16 protein-coding genes are annotated in these 13,870 nt (G+C 58.4%); 8 read left to right on the forward strand and 8 right to left on the reverse strand.

Going from position 1 to position 13,870, the window contains the following annotated elements:
* Positions 1-62: 62 nt before the first annotated feature.
* The 5 genes from HNQ72_RS24735 (at position 63) to HNQ72_RS24755 (ending at position 3,907) form a co-directional block, all read left to right on the forward strand.
* Positions 63-962: an MBL fold metallo-hydrolase gene (locus HNQ72_RS24735; protein ID WP_183996320.1), complete on the forward strand. Its 900-nt coding sequence runs from the start codon at positions 63-65 to the stop codon at positions 960-962.
* On the forward strand, positions 955-2,094 hold the full coding sequence (locus HNQ72_RS24740) for a tyrosine-type recombinase/integrase (RefSeq protein WP_183996322.1): 1,140 nt from the start codon (positions 955-957) through the stop codon (positions 2,092-2,094). Before HNQ72_RS24735 ends, HNQ72_RS24740 begins: the two co-directional genes overlap by 8 nt.
* A gap of 192 nt (positions 2,095-2,286) precedes the next feature.
* Positions 2,287-3,036 carry a bestrophin-like domain gene (locus HNQ72_RS24745; RefSeq protein ID WP_244654541.1) on the forward strand — a complete coding sequence of 250 codons (750 nt, stop codon included), beginning with the start codon at positions 2,287-2,289 and terminating at the stop codon, positions 3,034-3,036.
* Between the two features lie 262 nt (positions 3,037-3,298).
* Positions 3,299-3,472, forward strand: a complete 174-nt coding sequence (locus HNQ72_RS24750; RefSeq protein ID WP_183996324.1) for a hypothetical protein — start codon at positions 3,299-3,301, stop codon at positions 3,470-3,472.
* Positions 3,473-3,598: 126 nt separating this feature from the next.
* The gene (locus tag HNQ72_RS24755; protein ID WP_183996547.1) at positions 3,599-3,907 is read left to right on the forward strand and encodes a hypothetical protein; all 309 of its coding nucleotides are present in this window, start codon (positions 3,599-3,601) and stop codon (positions 3,905-3,907) included.
* A gap of 77 nt (positions 3,908-3,984) precedes the next feature.
* On the opposite strand, the gene HNQ72_RS24760 is transcribed toward HNQ72_RS24755, so the two are convergent.
* The gene (locus tag HNQ72_RS24760; protein ID WP_183996326.1) at positions 3,985-4,176 is read right to left on the reverse strand and encodes a CsbD family protein; all 192 of its coding nucleotides are present in this window, start codon (positions 4,174-4,176) and stop codon (positions 3,985-3,987) included.
* 284 nt (positions 4,177-4,460) lie between these two features.
* Here HNQ72_RS24760 and HNQ72_RS24765 point away from each other — a divergent pair, with 284 nt between their 5' ends.
* The 3 genes from HNQ72_RS24765 (at position 4,461) to HNQ72_RS24775 (ending at position 6,753) form a co-directional block, all read left to right on the forward strand.
* The gene (locus HNQ72_RS24765; RefSeq protein WP_183996328.1) at positions 4,461-5,261 is read left to right on the forward strand and encodes an alpha/beta fold hydrolase; all 801 of its coding nucleotides are present in this window, start codon (positions 4,461-4,463) and stop codon (positions 5,259-5,261) included.
* Positions 5,258-6,391 (forward strand): PAS domain-containing sensor histidine kinase, encoded by a 1,134-nt coding sequence (locus HNQ72_RS24770; protein ID WP_183996330.1) that lies wholly within the window; start codon positions 5,258-5,260, stop codon positions 6,389-6,391. The genes HNQ72_RS24765 and HNQ72_RS24770 overlap by 4 nt, the downstream gene beginning before the upstream one ends.
* 140 nt (positions 6,392-6,531) lie before the next feature.
* Entirely contained in the window at positions 6,532-6,753 is a 222-nt protein-coding gene (locus tag HNQ72_RS24775) for a hypothetical protein (protein WP_183996332.1), read from the forward strand.
* 245 nt (positions 6,754-6,998) lie between these two features.
* Here the strand turns inward: HNQ72_RS24775 and repC are convergent, their stop codons facing one another.
* From repC to HNQ72_RS24810, 7 genes are all read right to left on the reverse strand, one after another.
* Positions 6,999-8,213 carry a plasmid replication protein RepC gene (repC, locus tag HNQ72_RS24780; RefSeq protein WP_183996334.1) on the reverse strand — a complete coding sequence of 405 codons (1,215 nt, stop codon included), beginning with the start codon at positions 8,211-8,213 and terminating at the stop codon, positions 6,999-7,001.
* A 153-nt stretch (positions 8,214-8,366) separates the two neighbouring features.
* A complete protein-coding gene (gene repB, locus HNQ72_RS24785) occupies positions 8,367-9,353 on the reverse strand; it encodes a plasmid partitioning protein RepB (protein ID WP_183996336.1) in 987 nt (328 codons plus the stop codon).
* A gap of 74 nt (positions 9,354-9,427) precedes the next feature.
* Complete coding sequence (gene repA, locus HNQ72_RS24790) at positions 9,428-10,615, reverse strand: plasmid partitioning protein RepA (protein WP_183996338.1); 1,188 nt, start codon at positions 10,613-10,615, stop codon at positions 9,428-9,430.
* Between the two features lie 374 nt (positions 10,616-10,989).
* The gene (locus HNQ72_RS24795; protein WP_183996340.1) at positions 10,990-11,868 is read right to left on the reverse strand and encodes an ArdC family protein; all 879 of its coding nucleotides are present in this window, start codon (positions 11,866-11,868) and stop codon (positions 10,990-10,992) included.
* Between the two features lie 227 nt (positions 11,869-12,095).
* On the reverse strand, positions 12,096-13,139 hold the full coding sequence (locus HNQ72_RS24800) for a Fic/DOC family protein (RefSeq protein ID WP_183996341.1): 1,044 nt from the start codon (positions 13,137-13,139) through the stop codon (positions 12,096-12,098).
* 67 nt (positions 13,140-13,206) lie between these two features.
* Positions 13,207-13,410, reverse strand: a complete 204-nt coding sequence (locus tag HNQ72_RS24805) for an antitoxin VbhA family protein (RefSeq protein WP_183996343.1) — start codon at positions 13,408-13,410, stop codon at positions 13,207-13,209.
* 111 nt (positions 13,411-13,521) lie between these two features.
* A complete protein-coding gene (locus HNQ72_RS24810; RefSeq protein WP_183996345.1) occupies positions 13,522-13,854 on the reverse strand; it encodes a DUF736 family protein in 333 nt (110 codons plus the stop codon).
* Between the last annotated feature and the right edge of the window lie 16 nt (positions 13,855-13,870).

The raw sequence follows: 13,870 nt of genomic DNA on the forward strand, positions 1-13,870 counted from the left end.
TCGACCCACGACATGGCCTCAGCGCCGTTTGAAACCGCTCGATTTGGCCTCGGAAACGCACGATGGATCCCACCGTTCAACTCGCTACCTATCCCGTGCTCGACGAACGCATCATCATCCTGCGGGCGGGTGACGAGGTGGATGCGGTCTTCATCCGAACTGCGCGCTACAACGTGTTGGTCGATACGCTCGCAACGCCCGCCTTGTGCCGGCAGGCGCTTGGCCTGCTCGCCGAACACATGGCAGCCCGCCCTCTCCTGGTGATCAACTCGCATATGGACTGGGATCATTTTTGGGGCAACGCGGCGCTCGACCGGGGCGTGCCGATCATCGCGCATGCCACAGCTTCGGACCGGCTTCGCCAGCCGACAGCACGAAAAACCCTCGAAGAGAAAAAGCGGAAGCGGCGCTTTCAGGACGTCGAGATTTTTGCCCCGACGATGACCTTCACGGGTGAGATCATGACAGTTCATGGTGGCGACCTGACCCTGGAGCTCATTCATACACCGGGGCACACACCGGACCACGTCGCCGTCTGGATCCCTGAACTGCGCACCTGCCTGGCGGTCGACGCTGTCGAATTCCCGATTCCGGAAGTCTGGAGCAGCGATCCTGCCGACCTGCGCGCCCTTTGCGCTTCGCTGACGCGGATCCGTGACCTGCAGGCGGATTACGTCGTTCTCGCCCACGGCCAAAGCGCTGCCCCCGCTGTCGTCGATGCGAACCTCCGCTATTTTGCCCGGCTACGCGGCCGCGTTGCCGGCCTCTCGGATGTTCGGACCGATGCGTCGGTTCTTGCCGGCAGAGAAGGCTTTCGGCTGCAGGATATGGTCACCATGCCGACAGATATGCCGGACGAGACCCGCGCCTTCTACGAAGCCTGCCATCGATCAAACCTTGCAGCCGTCCTGCAGGCATGCAGGGCCGGTGTCGCATTTATCGGAGACGATTTTGATGCGTAAAAAGCTGACCGGGGTCGAGGCCCGCGCTGAAGAGCTTGATACCATCGCCGCCGTTCTGCCGATGGAGCGGCGTGACGAACTCGCCGAGTTGCTCACTGACCAGGATGTCGAAACGCTACGCCATCTCGTCAACGAAGGCATGGGCGCAAATACCCTTCGGGCACTCACGTCTGATCTCGCTTATCTCCAGGCCTGGTCGCTGGCGTCGACAGGAAAGTCTTTGCCGTGGCCGGCGCCCGAGGCGCTGCTGCTAAAGTTCGTTGCGCATCATCTGTGGGATCCGGCAAAGCGCGAAACCGATCCAGAGCATGGCATGCCCTCGGCCGTGGAGCAAAACCTCCGTGGCCAGGGGTTTCTAAAAGTGACCGGCCCGCATGCGCCCGATACGGTGCGCCGACGGTTGGCCACCTGGTCGACCCTGACGAAATGGCGCGGGCTGACCGGCGCCTTCGCCTCCCCTGCCCTCAAGTCCGCGATACGGCTCGCCGTTCGGGCCACGCCGCGGCCGCGAAAGCGAAAGAGCGCCAAGGCGGTCACCGGCGATGTTATGGCCAAAATGCTGGCGACCTGTGCGAGCGACAGTCTGCGCGATCTCCGCGACCGGGCGATCCTGATGGTGGCGTTTGCCTCTGGCGGCCGTCGGCGCAGCGAGATTGCCGGTTTGCGCCGGGAACAGCTGACCGTCGAACCGCCGATCGTTGTCGACGGTTCCCCTCCCCTCCCCTCTCTCGCCATTCATCTTGGCCGCACCAAAACCTCGGGCTCCGATCATGACGAGGTCGTCTATCTCACTGGGCGGCCGGTTGAGGCACTCGATGCCTGGATGACCGCAGCAAGGATCGAGATGGGTTCCGTGTTCCGAAAGGTCGATCGATGGGGCAATGTATCGAAGCGGGTGCTCGATCCGAAATCGGTCAATGATATCGTCAAGCAGCGCGCCGCGCTGGCCGGGTTGGAGCCTGGGGAGTTTTCGGCGCACGGGCTGCGTTCGGGATACCTGACCGAGGCTGCCAATCGCGGCATTCCCCTCCCCGAGGCTATGGAGCAATCTCGTCATCGCTCGGTGCAGCAGGCGTCGAGCTATTACAATAACGCGACGCGGCGAAGTGGGCGTGCGGCACGCCTTCTGTGATACGCGCCAAACGCTGCACTTTTGACCATGGGGCGGGGCAGCCGGAGAATAATTCTGCTCTTTTGATGCAGCGTAGAGAACGATAACTTCGAATTCTGGAGGCCCCGCCCTGGAGATCGGCGGGTTTCTGAAATCTACACAAAACTCCGCGCAATGTCGCGAACGTGCTTTCACGATCAAGGATAGCTGTCATTGGAAGAAATCATCGGTTCAACTGCGGTGTTTTTCATTTTGATCAGTGCGGCGTTCGGTGTCATGTGGCTTTGCCCGCGGCTTCCGGCTCACCACAGAGACGACGAGACAAACACCATCGTCAGGCTGATCGCGAATATTTTTGCGATTATGACGTCGCTGGTGTTCGGACTGATGATCAATTCATCGAAGGCGACCTACGAAACGATTGACCGCAATGTCCATTCCTACGCCACCCAGATTATCCTCCTCGATCGTAGCTTGCGGACGTATGGCTTGGGTGCTGTCCAAGCACGGCAAAGCCTGAAAGACTATTTAGCCGCGGCAATCGATGCGCCCGAGCGTGCCAACCAAGCACCGGGCTCCAGATCGGCTGAACAACGACTTGCAACGATTGGCGATCATCTCGCCATGCTCCAACCGACCGACGGGTATCACCTTTCCCTTGTAACCGATGCGCAGCGCCAGTATCGGCAGATCGTCGAGCAACGCTGGTCCCTAGTAGAGCAATCCGAGGGGATCATTCCTACACCGTTGGTCGTCATGCTGATCGCCTGGTTGACGTTGATCTTTGCGTCCTTTGGATATCGCGCACCATTCAACCCAGTGATAGCGGGCATGTTCGTGGTCTCTGCCGGTCTCATGGCGGCGTCAATCTATCTTGTCCTGGACATGGACGTTCCCTTTGCTGGCGCGATTCAGATTTCAGATGCTCCCCTCAAAAGAGCGCTTGTCCAGCTCGAGCTCTAATCGACGAGATTGCCGCGGAAATTGTCGCAGTGGGCCGGCAGCGATGCTCCGCTGGCGGGCGACCGGAACAATCAGTGTCCTACCGCTGTTTAGCTTATGTGCCGCTACAGCTGCCGTAGATTTCACATCATAGACGATTGAAAGAGGAGCCAACTAACGCGTTCATGCTGCCGTTGGACCCAAGCGCGTCAACCGCAGCACTGCATTGCCTCTGTCCTCAGCACCCTGTTGGGGCAGCTCTCACCGATAAGGAAGCCGGAATATGACTGACGGCAAAACATTTTCGCTCAGCGCCAATGGAGACAGCTGGTCGCTTGAAACCGATCCATCGACCGGTGAGGCGATGGTTCTTCACAGAGCGAACGCATCGTCTGGCGGACATGAGACCAGGAGCTCTATAGATCGGTTTCTCGAAGTCAGCGTCGGCAAGCCCTAGTATTACTCCCTCCTCCAAATCCTGGGCAAAACGGACGATCATGACCCGCAGCCGCTCGCCGACGAGGACCGACGGACACCATCTTACGATACGGCGATGCGATATCTGGAGTTAGGTGGCCGACGGTTGGCGAAAGTGGACGACAACATCGTCAATATTCGTGAGTGGGAAACGGACCCGATGGATGCGGAAGCATTCTGGCAAGCGAACGTCGAGGCCTTGGCCGAACGCGAGAAGCGTGAGGTCTTTCTGCATTTGCCGTCTATCAGCGATGCTGACATCGACGAAGGGCGTCACACGGAGCAAGGCCGTACGCAGCAGACACCCGACACATCAGCCGGCGGTGTGCAGCGACAGACGCAGTCCAGCGGCGGAGATGACAAGGCCCTCAAGAGAAGCGGTGAAGCGAGCGGGCCAGCCCGCGGGCGGCCCTGAAGCCGCCGAGCCTTCGCCCGAGTGACATAAAAATGGCCCGCATTTGCGGGCCATATCTCATTCTCCGGCTGTAACTATCAGGTCTTGTCGACGACCTTTTTCACCGCGTCCTTGGCTTCACCCTTGGACTGCTGTGCATCACCCTTTGCTTCCTGGGCGGCACCCTTTACCTGGAGCTTGTTGTTGTCGGTGGCGCCGCCGACGGCCTGCTTTGCCTTGCCGGTCATTTCATTCGCCTTGCCGGAAACTTTATCTGCTGTGGAACCCATAATGGGATCTCCTGTATCGAGCGGGCACGCACGGTCTTCCAAATCGCTATCCGGTCATATGCCGGGGAAGTCCATTGCCAGACAGTTTAACGATCCGCTTGATGAGAGAACCCTCGGGGAGACACATCGTTCCCGATTGAGCGGGCTATGCCGCCAAAGGCCGTCGGTTGGCGAGCTGCCGCCCATTGTTTGTTTACATGGACGAGCAACCCGAAACGCAATAGTCTGAGGAGACTTTCCATCCGAACGTCGAGAGGTGGCAAGATCCTCTTGATGGAAAGCCAGTGTCAGTTCTCAGCAGAAACAACGTAAAAGTCGCCGGCTCAGGCGATCGCACCATGGTCTTCGCCCACGGGTTTGGCTGTGACCAGGCCATGTGGCGGTTCGTGGCGCCTCATTTCAAGAAGAATTTCACAGTCGTAACCATAGATCATGTCGGTGCTGGCCAATCCGATCTGACAGCTTACGATCCTGCGAAATATGCATCTCTGGATGGCTACGCCGCAGACATCGTCGATCTCTGTCGTGAGCTCGAGATCCGAAATGGAATCTTCGTCGGACACTCGGTGAGCGCGATGATCGGCGCGCTAGCATCGCTCAAGGCCCCTGAAATCTTCGATACGCTGATCATGGTTTGCCCCTCCCCGCGATACATCAACGACGGTGAGTATGTTGGTGGGTTCGAGCGATCCGACATCGACGAGCTGTTGGCCTCGTTTGCCGACAATCCTCTCGCGTGGTCTGCGACCATGGCTCCCGCGATCATGGGTAACGCCGAGCGGCCGGAGCTTGGCCAGGAACTCACACAGAGCTTCTGCCGGACCGACCCGCAGATCGCGCTCCAGTTTGCGCGCGCCACGTTCACGTCCGACAATCGTGCCGATTTGCCGAATGTCACGGCGAAAACTTTGATCCTTCAATGTCGCGACGACATCATCGCCGGGGAAAACGTTGGCGAGTATGTTCGAGCCCACGTCGCGGGCAGCAAGCTCGTCCTTCTCGACGCCACCGGACATTGTCCTAATCTAAGCGCACCCAACGAGGTCACGAGGGCGATCATGGACTTCGTTGAAACACCGGCATGACGGAGCAGCTGGCTAAACTGAATTATAAGCAACTGTTCGACGATGCGCCATGCGGCTACCTTCTGGTCGCCCCAAATGGGGAGATTATCCATGCCAACAACTGGATATCGACACTCCTCGGATATCAATCCGGTGGGATAGATGGGAAGCGCCTGCGCGATATTCTCAGCATTGCCGCGCGCATTCTTTACGAGACCAATCTCGCACCGCTGCTGAGGCTGCAGCAGGCGGTAAGTGAGGTCACCATTGATCTCAAGAGACGCGATGGCAAGGCCATTCCCGTGATCATGTCTGCCTCGCAGACATATGATGCGGCCGGTCTGCCGGACACGACGCGTATTGCTTTCGTGCTGGCTGCCGAGCGCCGGTTGTATGAACGAGAGCTGGTCAGCCAGAGAGACAGTGCTGAGGAAGGATTTCGGCAGGAGCAAGCAGATGGAGTTCTTCGGGAGCAGTTCGTAGCCATTCTCAGTCACGACCTTCGAAATCCTGTTGCGTCGATCACTGCCGCGACACGTATGCTGGCCAAGGAAGCGCTCAGCGACCGCGGCAAGCAGGTCCTTGGACTGATGCAAGGCAGCGCGCTGCGGATGTCGAGCCTGATTGAAAACATCCTCGACTTTGCACGTGCCCGGCTAGGAAGCGGTATCGGCCTGAGCCTGCATACCGAACAGTCGCTGCAGCCCTTGATCGATCAGGTCGTTTTGGAACTGCGAGCAGTTCATCCTGACCATGGAATTCTCACGTCCTACGAGTTCCTCCAGCCGCTGACCTGCGATCCCCTGAAAATTGGACAGTTGGTATCGAACCTTCTCGGCAATGCCTTGACCCATGGGGACGAGACCAAACCCATTCGCCTTGATTGTCAAACGCGAGATGGCCAACTGCGCCTGTCCGTCACCAACGGCGGCAAGCCGATCCCGGATGCCGTGATCCCAACTCTCTTCGATCCCTTTGTTCGCGGGCAGCCTAACAGTTACACGAACGGCCTCGGCCTCGGACTTTTCATCGCCAAACAGATCGCAACGGCGCATGGCGGCGCTTTGGACGTATCCTCTGGAAAGGACGAGACCAGGTTTACCTTTACAATGCCGTTGGGAGGACCTGGCGGGTCGGTTGGGGAGAGATAACAATCTGCGGCAGTGAGCTCACCAAAAGGATTCAGGATTATTCCGGAACAAACACGCGGATGTCAGCTTATGACTCTACACAACCGAGGTCAAAGAGGACATTCAATGTACTCATCCTAGAAGATCAGGCACGGATAGCGATGGAGATTGAAGATTCCGTCCACTCTCTCGGCTATCATGTGGCAGCCGTCGCGGCTTCTAGGGCCGATGTCGCACGCGTGTCAGGGGTGCCGGACATCGCCCTCGTCGACGTCAATTTGCTTGACGGCGCGACGGGCCCGGAAATTGGAAGAAATCTCGTGCTCAATGGGTCCACCGTTGTATTCATGACCGCTAATCCCGAGGTCGTCGTGACGGCATAGAAGGCGCTGTCGGAGTGATGACCAAGCCTGTGAGGGATTTTGATCTGGTAATCGTCATCCAGTTCGCTGCCGATCTCCGCGCAGGGAGGGCAGCCACGCCACCGTTGGCTCTTCTGCCCTTCGCCTAACCGAGACAGCGAGCGGCGATGGCGCCATCCATATGTAATCATTGGCAAAAGTACGCCTTTGTACGGCTGACAACCTAATTTTACGGTAGCGTTTGGGTGCCGTCCTACTCGAAGCGGTCATGCCAACCTCCGCCCGCTGGTCTCATTTGCCCGAAGCAGCGCCATCAACATCGGGCCGAGAGAAAACTCCGCTCGTTCCGTGCGCCTTGTCAGGTCGCGCAGGTATCCCCCTGGTGAGTTGATGTGCCCTGCCCGCTCTAGTACACAGGCCATCGCGACCGCGGCGTTCTCCGGCCCCATCGCCTCGCAGGCCTCCTGATATGCCGACGGACTGACCCCGAGCATGCTGCGCACGACAACCGCAGCCGTCATCAGGTCGCGCCAATTCGATATTACGCCCCCCGACGCGTAATCGGAAATCTGCGGGCAAGCCCGAAGCACCATGCCCAATGGGAAAGCCTTTATCGGCACGGCAGGCGCCCTCGGCTTTTGCACCGCCCTCTCGCCCTGCTCTTTTCCAGAGCTAGGTTCAAGTTCATTTAAGGATTCGGTATTTGAATTCTGTATGTGATGACGATTTCCGCTATCATTGGTGTCGGATTCTTGAGGAATAAGCTGAACTTCCAGCATGTTGACGGCTTCTTCGCTCAGCAACGTCAGTTCGTCGAGGCAAGCCTCCAGCGAAACAGCGGTCTTTGCTGTCTTGAGGCGCGCTATGGCGGACACAAGGGCATCTTCGACCGACTGCCAGTTGCCCGCCGCACCCTCCTCCATTGCTGCTGAGATGAGCTTGCGGATATCACGACGCGTGATGGTGATCCGCTCTTTGATGACGCGTAGCCGCCGGCTCTCCTCGGCAACCTGGTGAGCCATGACCGCGAGTTCCTCTGAACGCGCAAGGAGCGGCGCCAGACTAAACCCGTATGCAGTTTCGATTCCGCCATCGTTGCTTTTGCGAGCGTAACGCTTGCCGTTGGGACTGTCGTTGCGCTGGATTAGTCCAGCCTGAACAAGGAGAGCCAGGTTTTCACGCAGGGTCGTGCCTGCGATACCGTTGGCACGGATCGCCAGCTGCGCATTTGACGGGAAGACAATGAGGTTGCTCTCCTCGCTCAGCTCTTGTTCGGGGTAGAACGTCAGCAAGGCGTTCAGGACCGCAAGCGCGCGATCACGTAGACCGAGCATCGCCCTCGCCTCGCAAGCGCTACGATAAACCTTCCACTTGTCGACGGATTTTCCCGCCTTGATGTTGGCCGTCGCTAGTTGACCTTTGACCAAGGCAAGCGTCATCGGCCGCCGCCCGAACGGCGTCGTCACATTTCCTGTTTGCATGTCCCTCTCACCTTTCTAAAGGCAAAAGAAATCCGCTCACCAAACTGGCGCCAAAGACTCTTGACTGCGATTCATGGAAATGCGATTCTCAAGCTGCTTAGGAATGAGGAAGGCTTCCACGACGGTGACGTTTGGGGGCCTTTTTCTTTGCCGCTATTTTCCTTCTGTTTCAGTTGCTTTCAGAAACTCCTGATGCAAACGATCAAGGTTTTCGGCAATGAACCGACCAAACCTTCCCGCATCATTTGCCTTCAGCGCGATCGAGTAGCTTTTACCGCTACCCTTGAACTCTGCCCGCACGCTCGAATCATCTGCGCGCCATTCGCTCGCGTTGCTCGGGCGCTTTGCGGGCTTCGCTGCTTTTTTGAACGCCTTCGCCAAAAGTTCGAAACGCGCATCGGACGTGAGCGAAGGGAATGCCGGATCGTCAACAAGGGTCCGCGCCAGTTCAAGCGTTGCCGGCCTCTCGATGTGCTGTGCGAATTCGGTCCAACGATCACGGCCGACGGATTTGGCCGCCCCGATCGCAGTTGCGATTTCCGCCGGAACACGACCCGACACCGACAGCATTCGCGTCAACATTGGTGCATCGACGGATAGCGCGGTTTGAATCGTCGAGCGATCGTAAGACAGCTCTACCAGCCGCTGAGCGAACATTGCCCGCTCGATAAACGAGAGGTTCTCACGCGCGGAATTTTCCTGCCCCTGGGCAATGACATGGTCTGCATCTGAGATTGCTTTGACCACAGCGCGGACCGGCCGGCCGAGATCCTTTGCCGCGCGCGCGCGACGATGCCCAAAGACAATTTGATAGCGGCCGTCGGCCGTCGGGTGAGGGCGGACCTGTATTGGCGAATCCTGACCGCGCTCCCGGATGGCTTCGAGCAGCTCGGCGTACGCGATGTCATCAACCCCCATTCTGTCCGAGACGAACGAGGAGTCGAGAAGCTCAGGATCGAGCTCGATGATCGTTTCGCCAGGAACATGTTGTTCCGCTTGCGCAACCTTATCCCGAAGCTCACTCAGCGAACTGATCATGGACCGCGAGGCACCGTGGGTAGCATAGCCTGGTGTGGCCTTGCGCTCGGTCACTTCGTTCGAAGGAGAAGTGATGTTGGCAAATACGTTTTTACGCGCCATGGGAGCATACTCCGTGTTCGACAACACAGCTGTTTTCGTTGGGAAATCTCGCGATCTGTACGGCTGACAATTGATTAGCCAATACGCCGCCCCCAAGCTTTCTGAAGCTGCTCGATAACTTCGTTGTTAACAGCATCCATCGACTCTCGGGCTCGATCATATGTCGTAGCCGTAAATTGGGCGCGCTCGACTTCATACAGGCTCTGCTTGGTCAGGCCCGCATCCGAAACCGCGGTCGACTTCACCATATGGTTCTTCATCATATGCTGAGCGAACATCGACTGCATGAACCCGACCATCTGCTGTTGCGGAATGTCAGTCGGTTCGTAGCGCGTAACCAGATAACGAAACCAATCAAGCGAAACGTCGACGCCCACGGCCTCGACGCTTTTCAGGATCTCGCCGAGCATCAAAAGAAACTGAGACATCGACATGATGTCGAGCATCTGCGGATGCACCGTGATGAGCACGGATGTCGCTGCAGTCAACGCGGTCAGTGTGAGATAGCCAAGCTGGGGAGGGCAGTCGACGACAACGACGTCATAGCGATCATCGACTTCCGCCAGCGCATCGCCAATACGGGTGTAGAACATTTTGCCGGCCGTGGAGTCCTTGCGCTGCATAGCGATCGGTGTCTCGTACTCATATTCCTGCAGTTCGAGATTGGCAGGCACGACATCGAGATTGGGGAAATTGGTGGGCTGGATCACGTCCTTGATCGACTTGCGCTCGTCGTCATATCGCAATGCCTCGTAAAAGGACTTCTTCTCGTCCAACTCTGGCTGGATACCGTAGAGCGCGGTGAGCGATGCCTGAGGGTCGAGATCAACGGCAAGCACCCGATAGCCCTTCAGGGCGAGGAACTGGGCAAGATGGGCCGAGGTTGTGGTCTTACCAGAGCCACCTTTGAAGTTGACAACTGCGATGACCTGAAGCTTCTCGTGGCCTTGTCGATGCGGCACGCGATCGAGAAGATGGCGAAGCTCGTTGACTTGGTCGGCGGTGTAATAGCGCCGGCCAGTCGAGGTCGTACTGGGCTCGACGCCTTTGCCCTGGAGGTGCAGCTTCTTGAGGTAGCTCTGCGACACGCCGACAAAATCAGCGACCTCCGCCAGTGAAAATTGGCGAAGCGTCTTCTGCGCGTTCGGCGGGAATTTTTCCAGCCGCAGCATGTCGAGCTTTGAGGATATGTCCCCGCCCTGTGCGAGGATTGTATCCGCGAAACTCGTCACTTTCTCCGAAGCGGCCATTTTCACGTTCATTGAGCTATTCGCCTTCAGTCACGATAATTCTGAGAATTTGATCTAATTATCGTGACAATTGCCCGATTCCCAGAGCGTGGCAAGGAATTTAGGGTAAACGAACCCTTAACAAGCGCTTGTTTCTGCAGCACTTCTCGGCCTTCCGCGATCGTAAAACCCAAGCGGAACAAGCGATTGCGGGGAATCGTCGCGAGCACCAAGGTATCACGAAAAAAGAGTCGAGAACTTTTAAGGCCGACGGATTCGCTTATCCCCTCGCGCTGCAGGAGCAGGAATCATACGACTCACCCCGTGGTGAGTCGTCTATTGCGACAGGGATTTGCGTCATGGGTAGGCCGCTGACCAAGGGCCATGCAACCCGAAGTGAGAGGCCGCTAAGCGGCCTCCACCCGATCCCCGCCAACGAGGCTTTGGAGGTAATCCGCCACGGCCTGAGCCTTTGCTGCGGCCGTGACGATCGCACGCTTGTCCGCCTTGAGGATCTTCAGCCAGCTGTCGATATAGCTGGCTGTATTGTCGCGTGGATCGTGAGCGATCCCAAGGTCTGCGCAGACGAAGGCAGCAGACATTTCTGCAACGAGCTCCTCGGCTGCGTAAGCTGCACTTCCGAACCGACCGGAGAGATCTCGATCGAGACGATGTTTGACGCCACTCCAGTGGCCAATCTCGTGAAAGATTGTGCTGTATAGATGGACCTCGTCGTGAAACCGCTCACGGGCAGGGATCAGAATGTCATCGAGTGCCGGCCGATAGCAGGCCTGCGTGCCGGTGTAAGTGACCGCCGCACCCGTCATTTCGATGAAGCGCTCGGCCCGGTCGTCGACCGGAACGGGCGCGGCAATAACCGGCTCGACCGGGGCGGTGAAGTAGTCCGGCAGGTTGTCGATCTGCTCGACGTTGAAGACCGTGTATCCGCGCAGATAGGGGATTGTCTGCTCGTCGTCTTCGCGTTCCTTCGGAGTGAAGGTTCCGTATTTGACGACGAGGGTGCCCTTTTCGCCCTTGCGGACCTGTCCGCCGTGCTCGGCCGCCTGACGATATGTCATCCAGGTGTTTTCGTCATAGCCGCTTAGCTGGCCGGACAGCCAGAGCATCAGGACATTGATGCCGCGATAGGCTTCGCCGCTCGCGCGCCGCGGGATCAGGGAGCCGCGGCTGTTGCCACGCCATGGCCGGATCCAGGGCTTGGTGCCGGCTTCGAGCTGTTCGATGATCGCGTCGGTGATGCACTGGTAGGTATCGTTGGTCTGCATGGCCGTCTCCTGTCTCTTGGTTGACGGCAAGAACCGGAGATAGCCAAAGCGATGCCGTTCACCCAAAGGGCCGCAACGGAGAGGAGGACCGCGCACGCGGTTGAACGGGGGAGGGGCTGTCGTAGCTTGACCGTCAAACAACCCAAGAGACAGGGGAGGGCGCAGACCAGTGGCTGCTGCTTTGCCGCCACTGAGCCATCATTGAACAGCTCGACGCCTTACCGCCATTACCGATCGAAGTCGTCGGCATCCCGGCCGCCGTCACGGCCCGCACCCGGCGCCCGGTTAGAAACGCTGTGCTCATCCGCAGCCTGCTCTGGCGCAACCTGCTGCTGGTGCTTTGCATCTTGGACCTGCTCTGCACAGCCGAGCGTGGAAAAGTCGGAGCGCGCCGTAAAGCGCACGACGTCCTCTTCGGAGGGAAGCTCGCCAGGGAGATCGGCGCGATTGGCCGCGACGATGCCGTGATCGGTCACAAGGGTCGCGACACGATCGTCGCGGCCCAGAACCTGGCCAGTGACTTCTTCACCCATCCGGGCCGTGCGTACATAGTGCTCCAACGGATCTTCGCCGGCCTCGTGGAGATCGGAAAAGGCAGCCTCCAATGCTTCGCGCCGGTTCGGCTCGATCGCATCCTCGAGAACATGCCTGAGCGCCGGGCTCGACGGATCATTGGTCGAGGCAATCGAGGCTTCGATCATGCGCGTCTTGCTGATGACGGTCAGATCGATGTCATGCCCGTACCGTGCCCCGAGCATGGTGATGAAGGTTTCCTGCGTGCGGCCATTGCCTTCGCGGAAGGGATGCACATAGTTCAGTTCGCCGAGAGCTTGCGCCGCCCGCGTCATGAATTCTTCCTGCGACGCATGACGAAGAACATTCGCATCGCTGATCGGCTTCAAGGCTTCATTGAGGCCCATCTCAATACGGGATCCGTGAAGGAAGGCGGTTTCTCCTTTTGAAAGCCCGCCGATCGGCTCGACACGATGGCCGTCGACCATTGGGCTTTCATTGCGGGTATGACCCGCCCATTCATAGACATCCTGAAAAATGTGGCCGTGGATCGCCTTCAGGTGAGCCGCGTCAAACCTGCCGACCGGGCCTTCGCCTTCGAGGATTTCAGCGATCCGAAACGCCGTTGCCCGATACTCGAATGTGCGCAGCTCCGCTTTCGACCGGATATCCTGCTTGTTGCGCAGCACGTCGCGTCTGTCGGGATCCTCGGACGTATTGGGATAGGTGTAGGACCCTGTCGGGCGATCTTCGGCCATTGCGCACCATCAAAAGAAAACCGCCCGCGAAACGCGGGCGGTCAACGCCACCTCGTGGTGGTGGTTGTCAGCGAGAGGATGCCGGCATGATGCGGGCGCGATATTCATCGCGTGTGAGATCGCCGGCGACATAAGACGCAGTGGCATCCTCAAGAAGCGGATCATGGACATAGCCTTGGCGAGCGTTCATGGCACGCGCCTGGTCGGTTGCGCGCTTACGGGCGGCAACTGCCTCCGGGGAACGATCCGGGCGAGGGGAATGAAGGTTCATCGGGCATACTCCAGTTCTGTGGCACACTATCATGAAGCGGGTGGAAAATCCACCATTGCGGGATTTACGATCGGGCCTTATGGCCCGACTGACGCCGGGCCATAAGTGTCATCAGGTCCGCGGTTCCCATTCGATAATCGCCTGCAGGGCGATGTCATCCTGGCCGGGATAGCGGCCCAGATTGGCATTGAAGCCAAGGCGCTTGATCGACAGCTGGTAATACGGCCGCTTTTCGGCATTGAGCTTCTTCCAGATGCCGCCGACCTCGATGTCGTGGCCGCGCGGAGACTTGGCGTAGACCCGATGCGTCGGGGCGTTTTCATTGGCGCTGTCGAAAGGCGTGACCTTGATGTCGAGATCGCGATCAATCGTCGAGATGAGGCCGGAACCGGTGGCGGTGTCGATGTCGTCGGCGGTGAACTGGATATAGTTGGTCATGGTCATGTGTTTCACTCCTTCT

Origin of the sequence: Aliirhizobium wenxiniae (genome assembly GCF_014201355.1) — a bacterium.
GTDB lineage: Bacteria > Pseudomonadota > Alphaproteobacteria > Rhizobiales > Rhizobiaceae > Neorhizobium > Neorhizobium wenxiniae.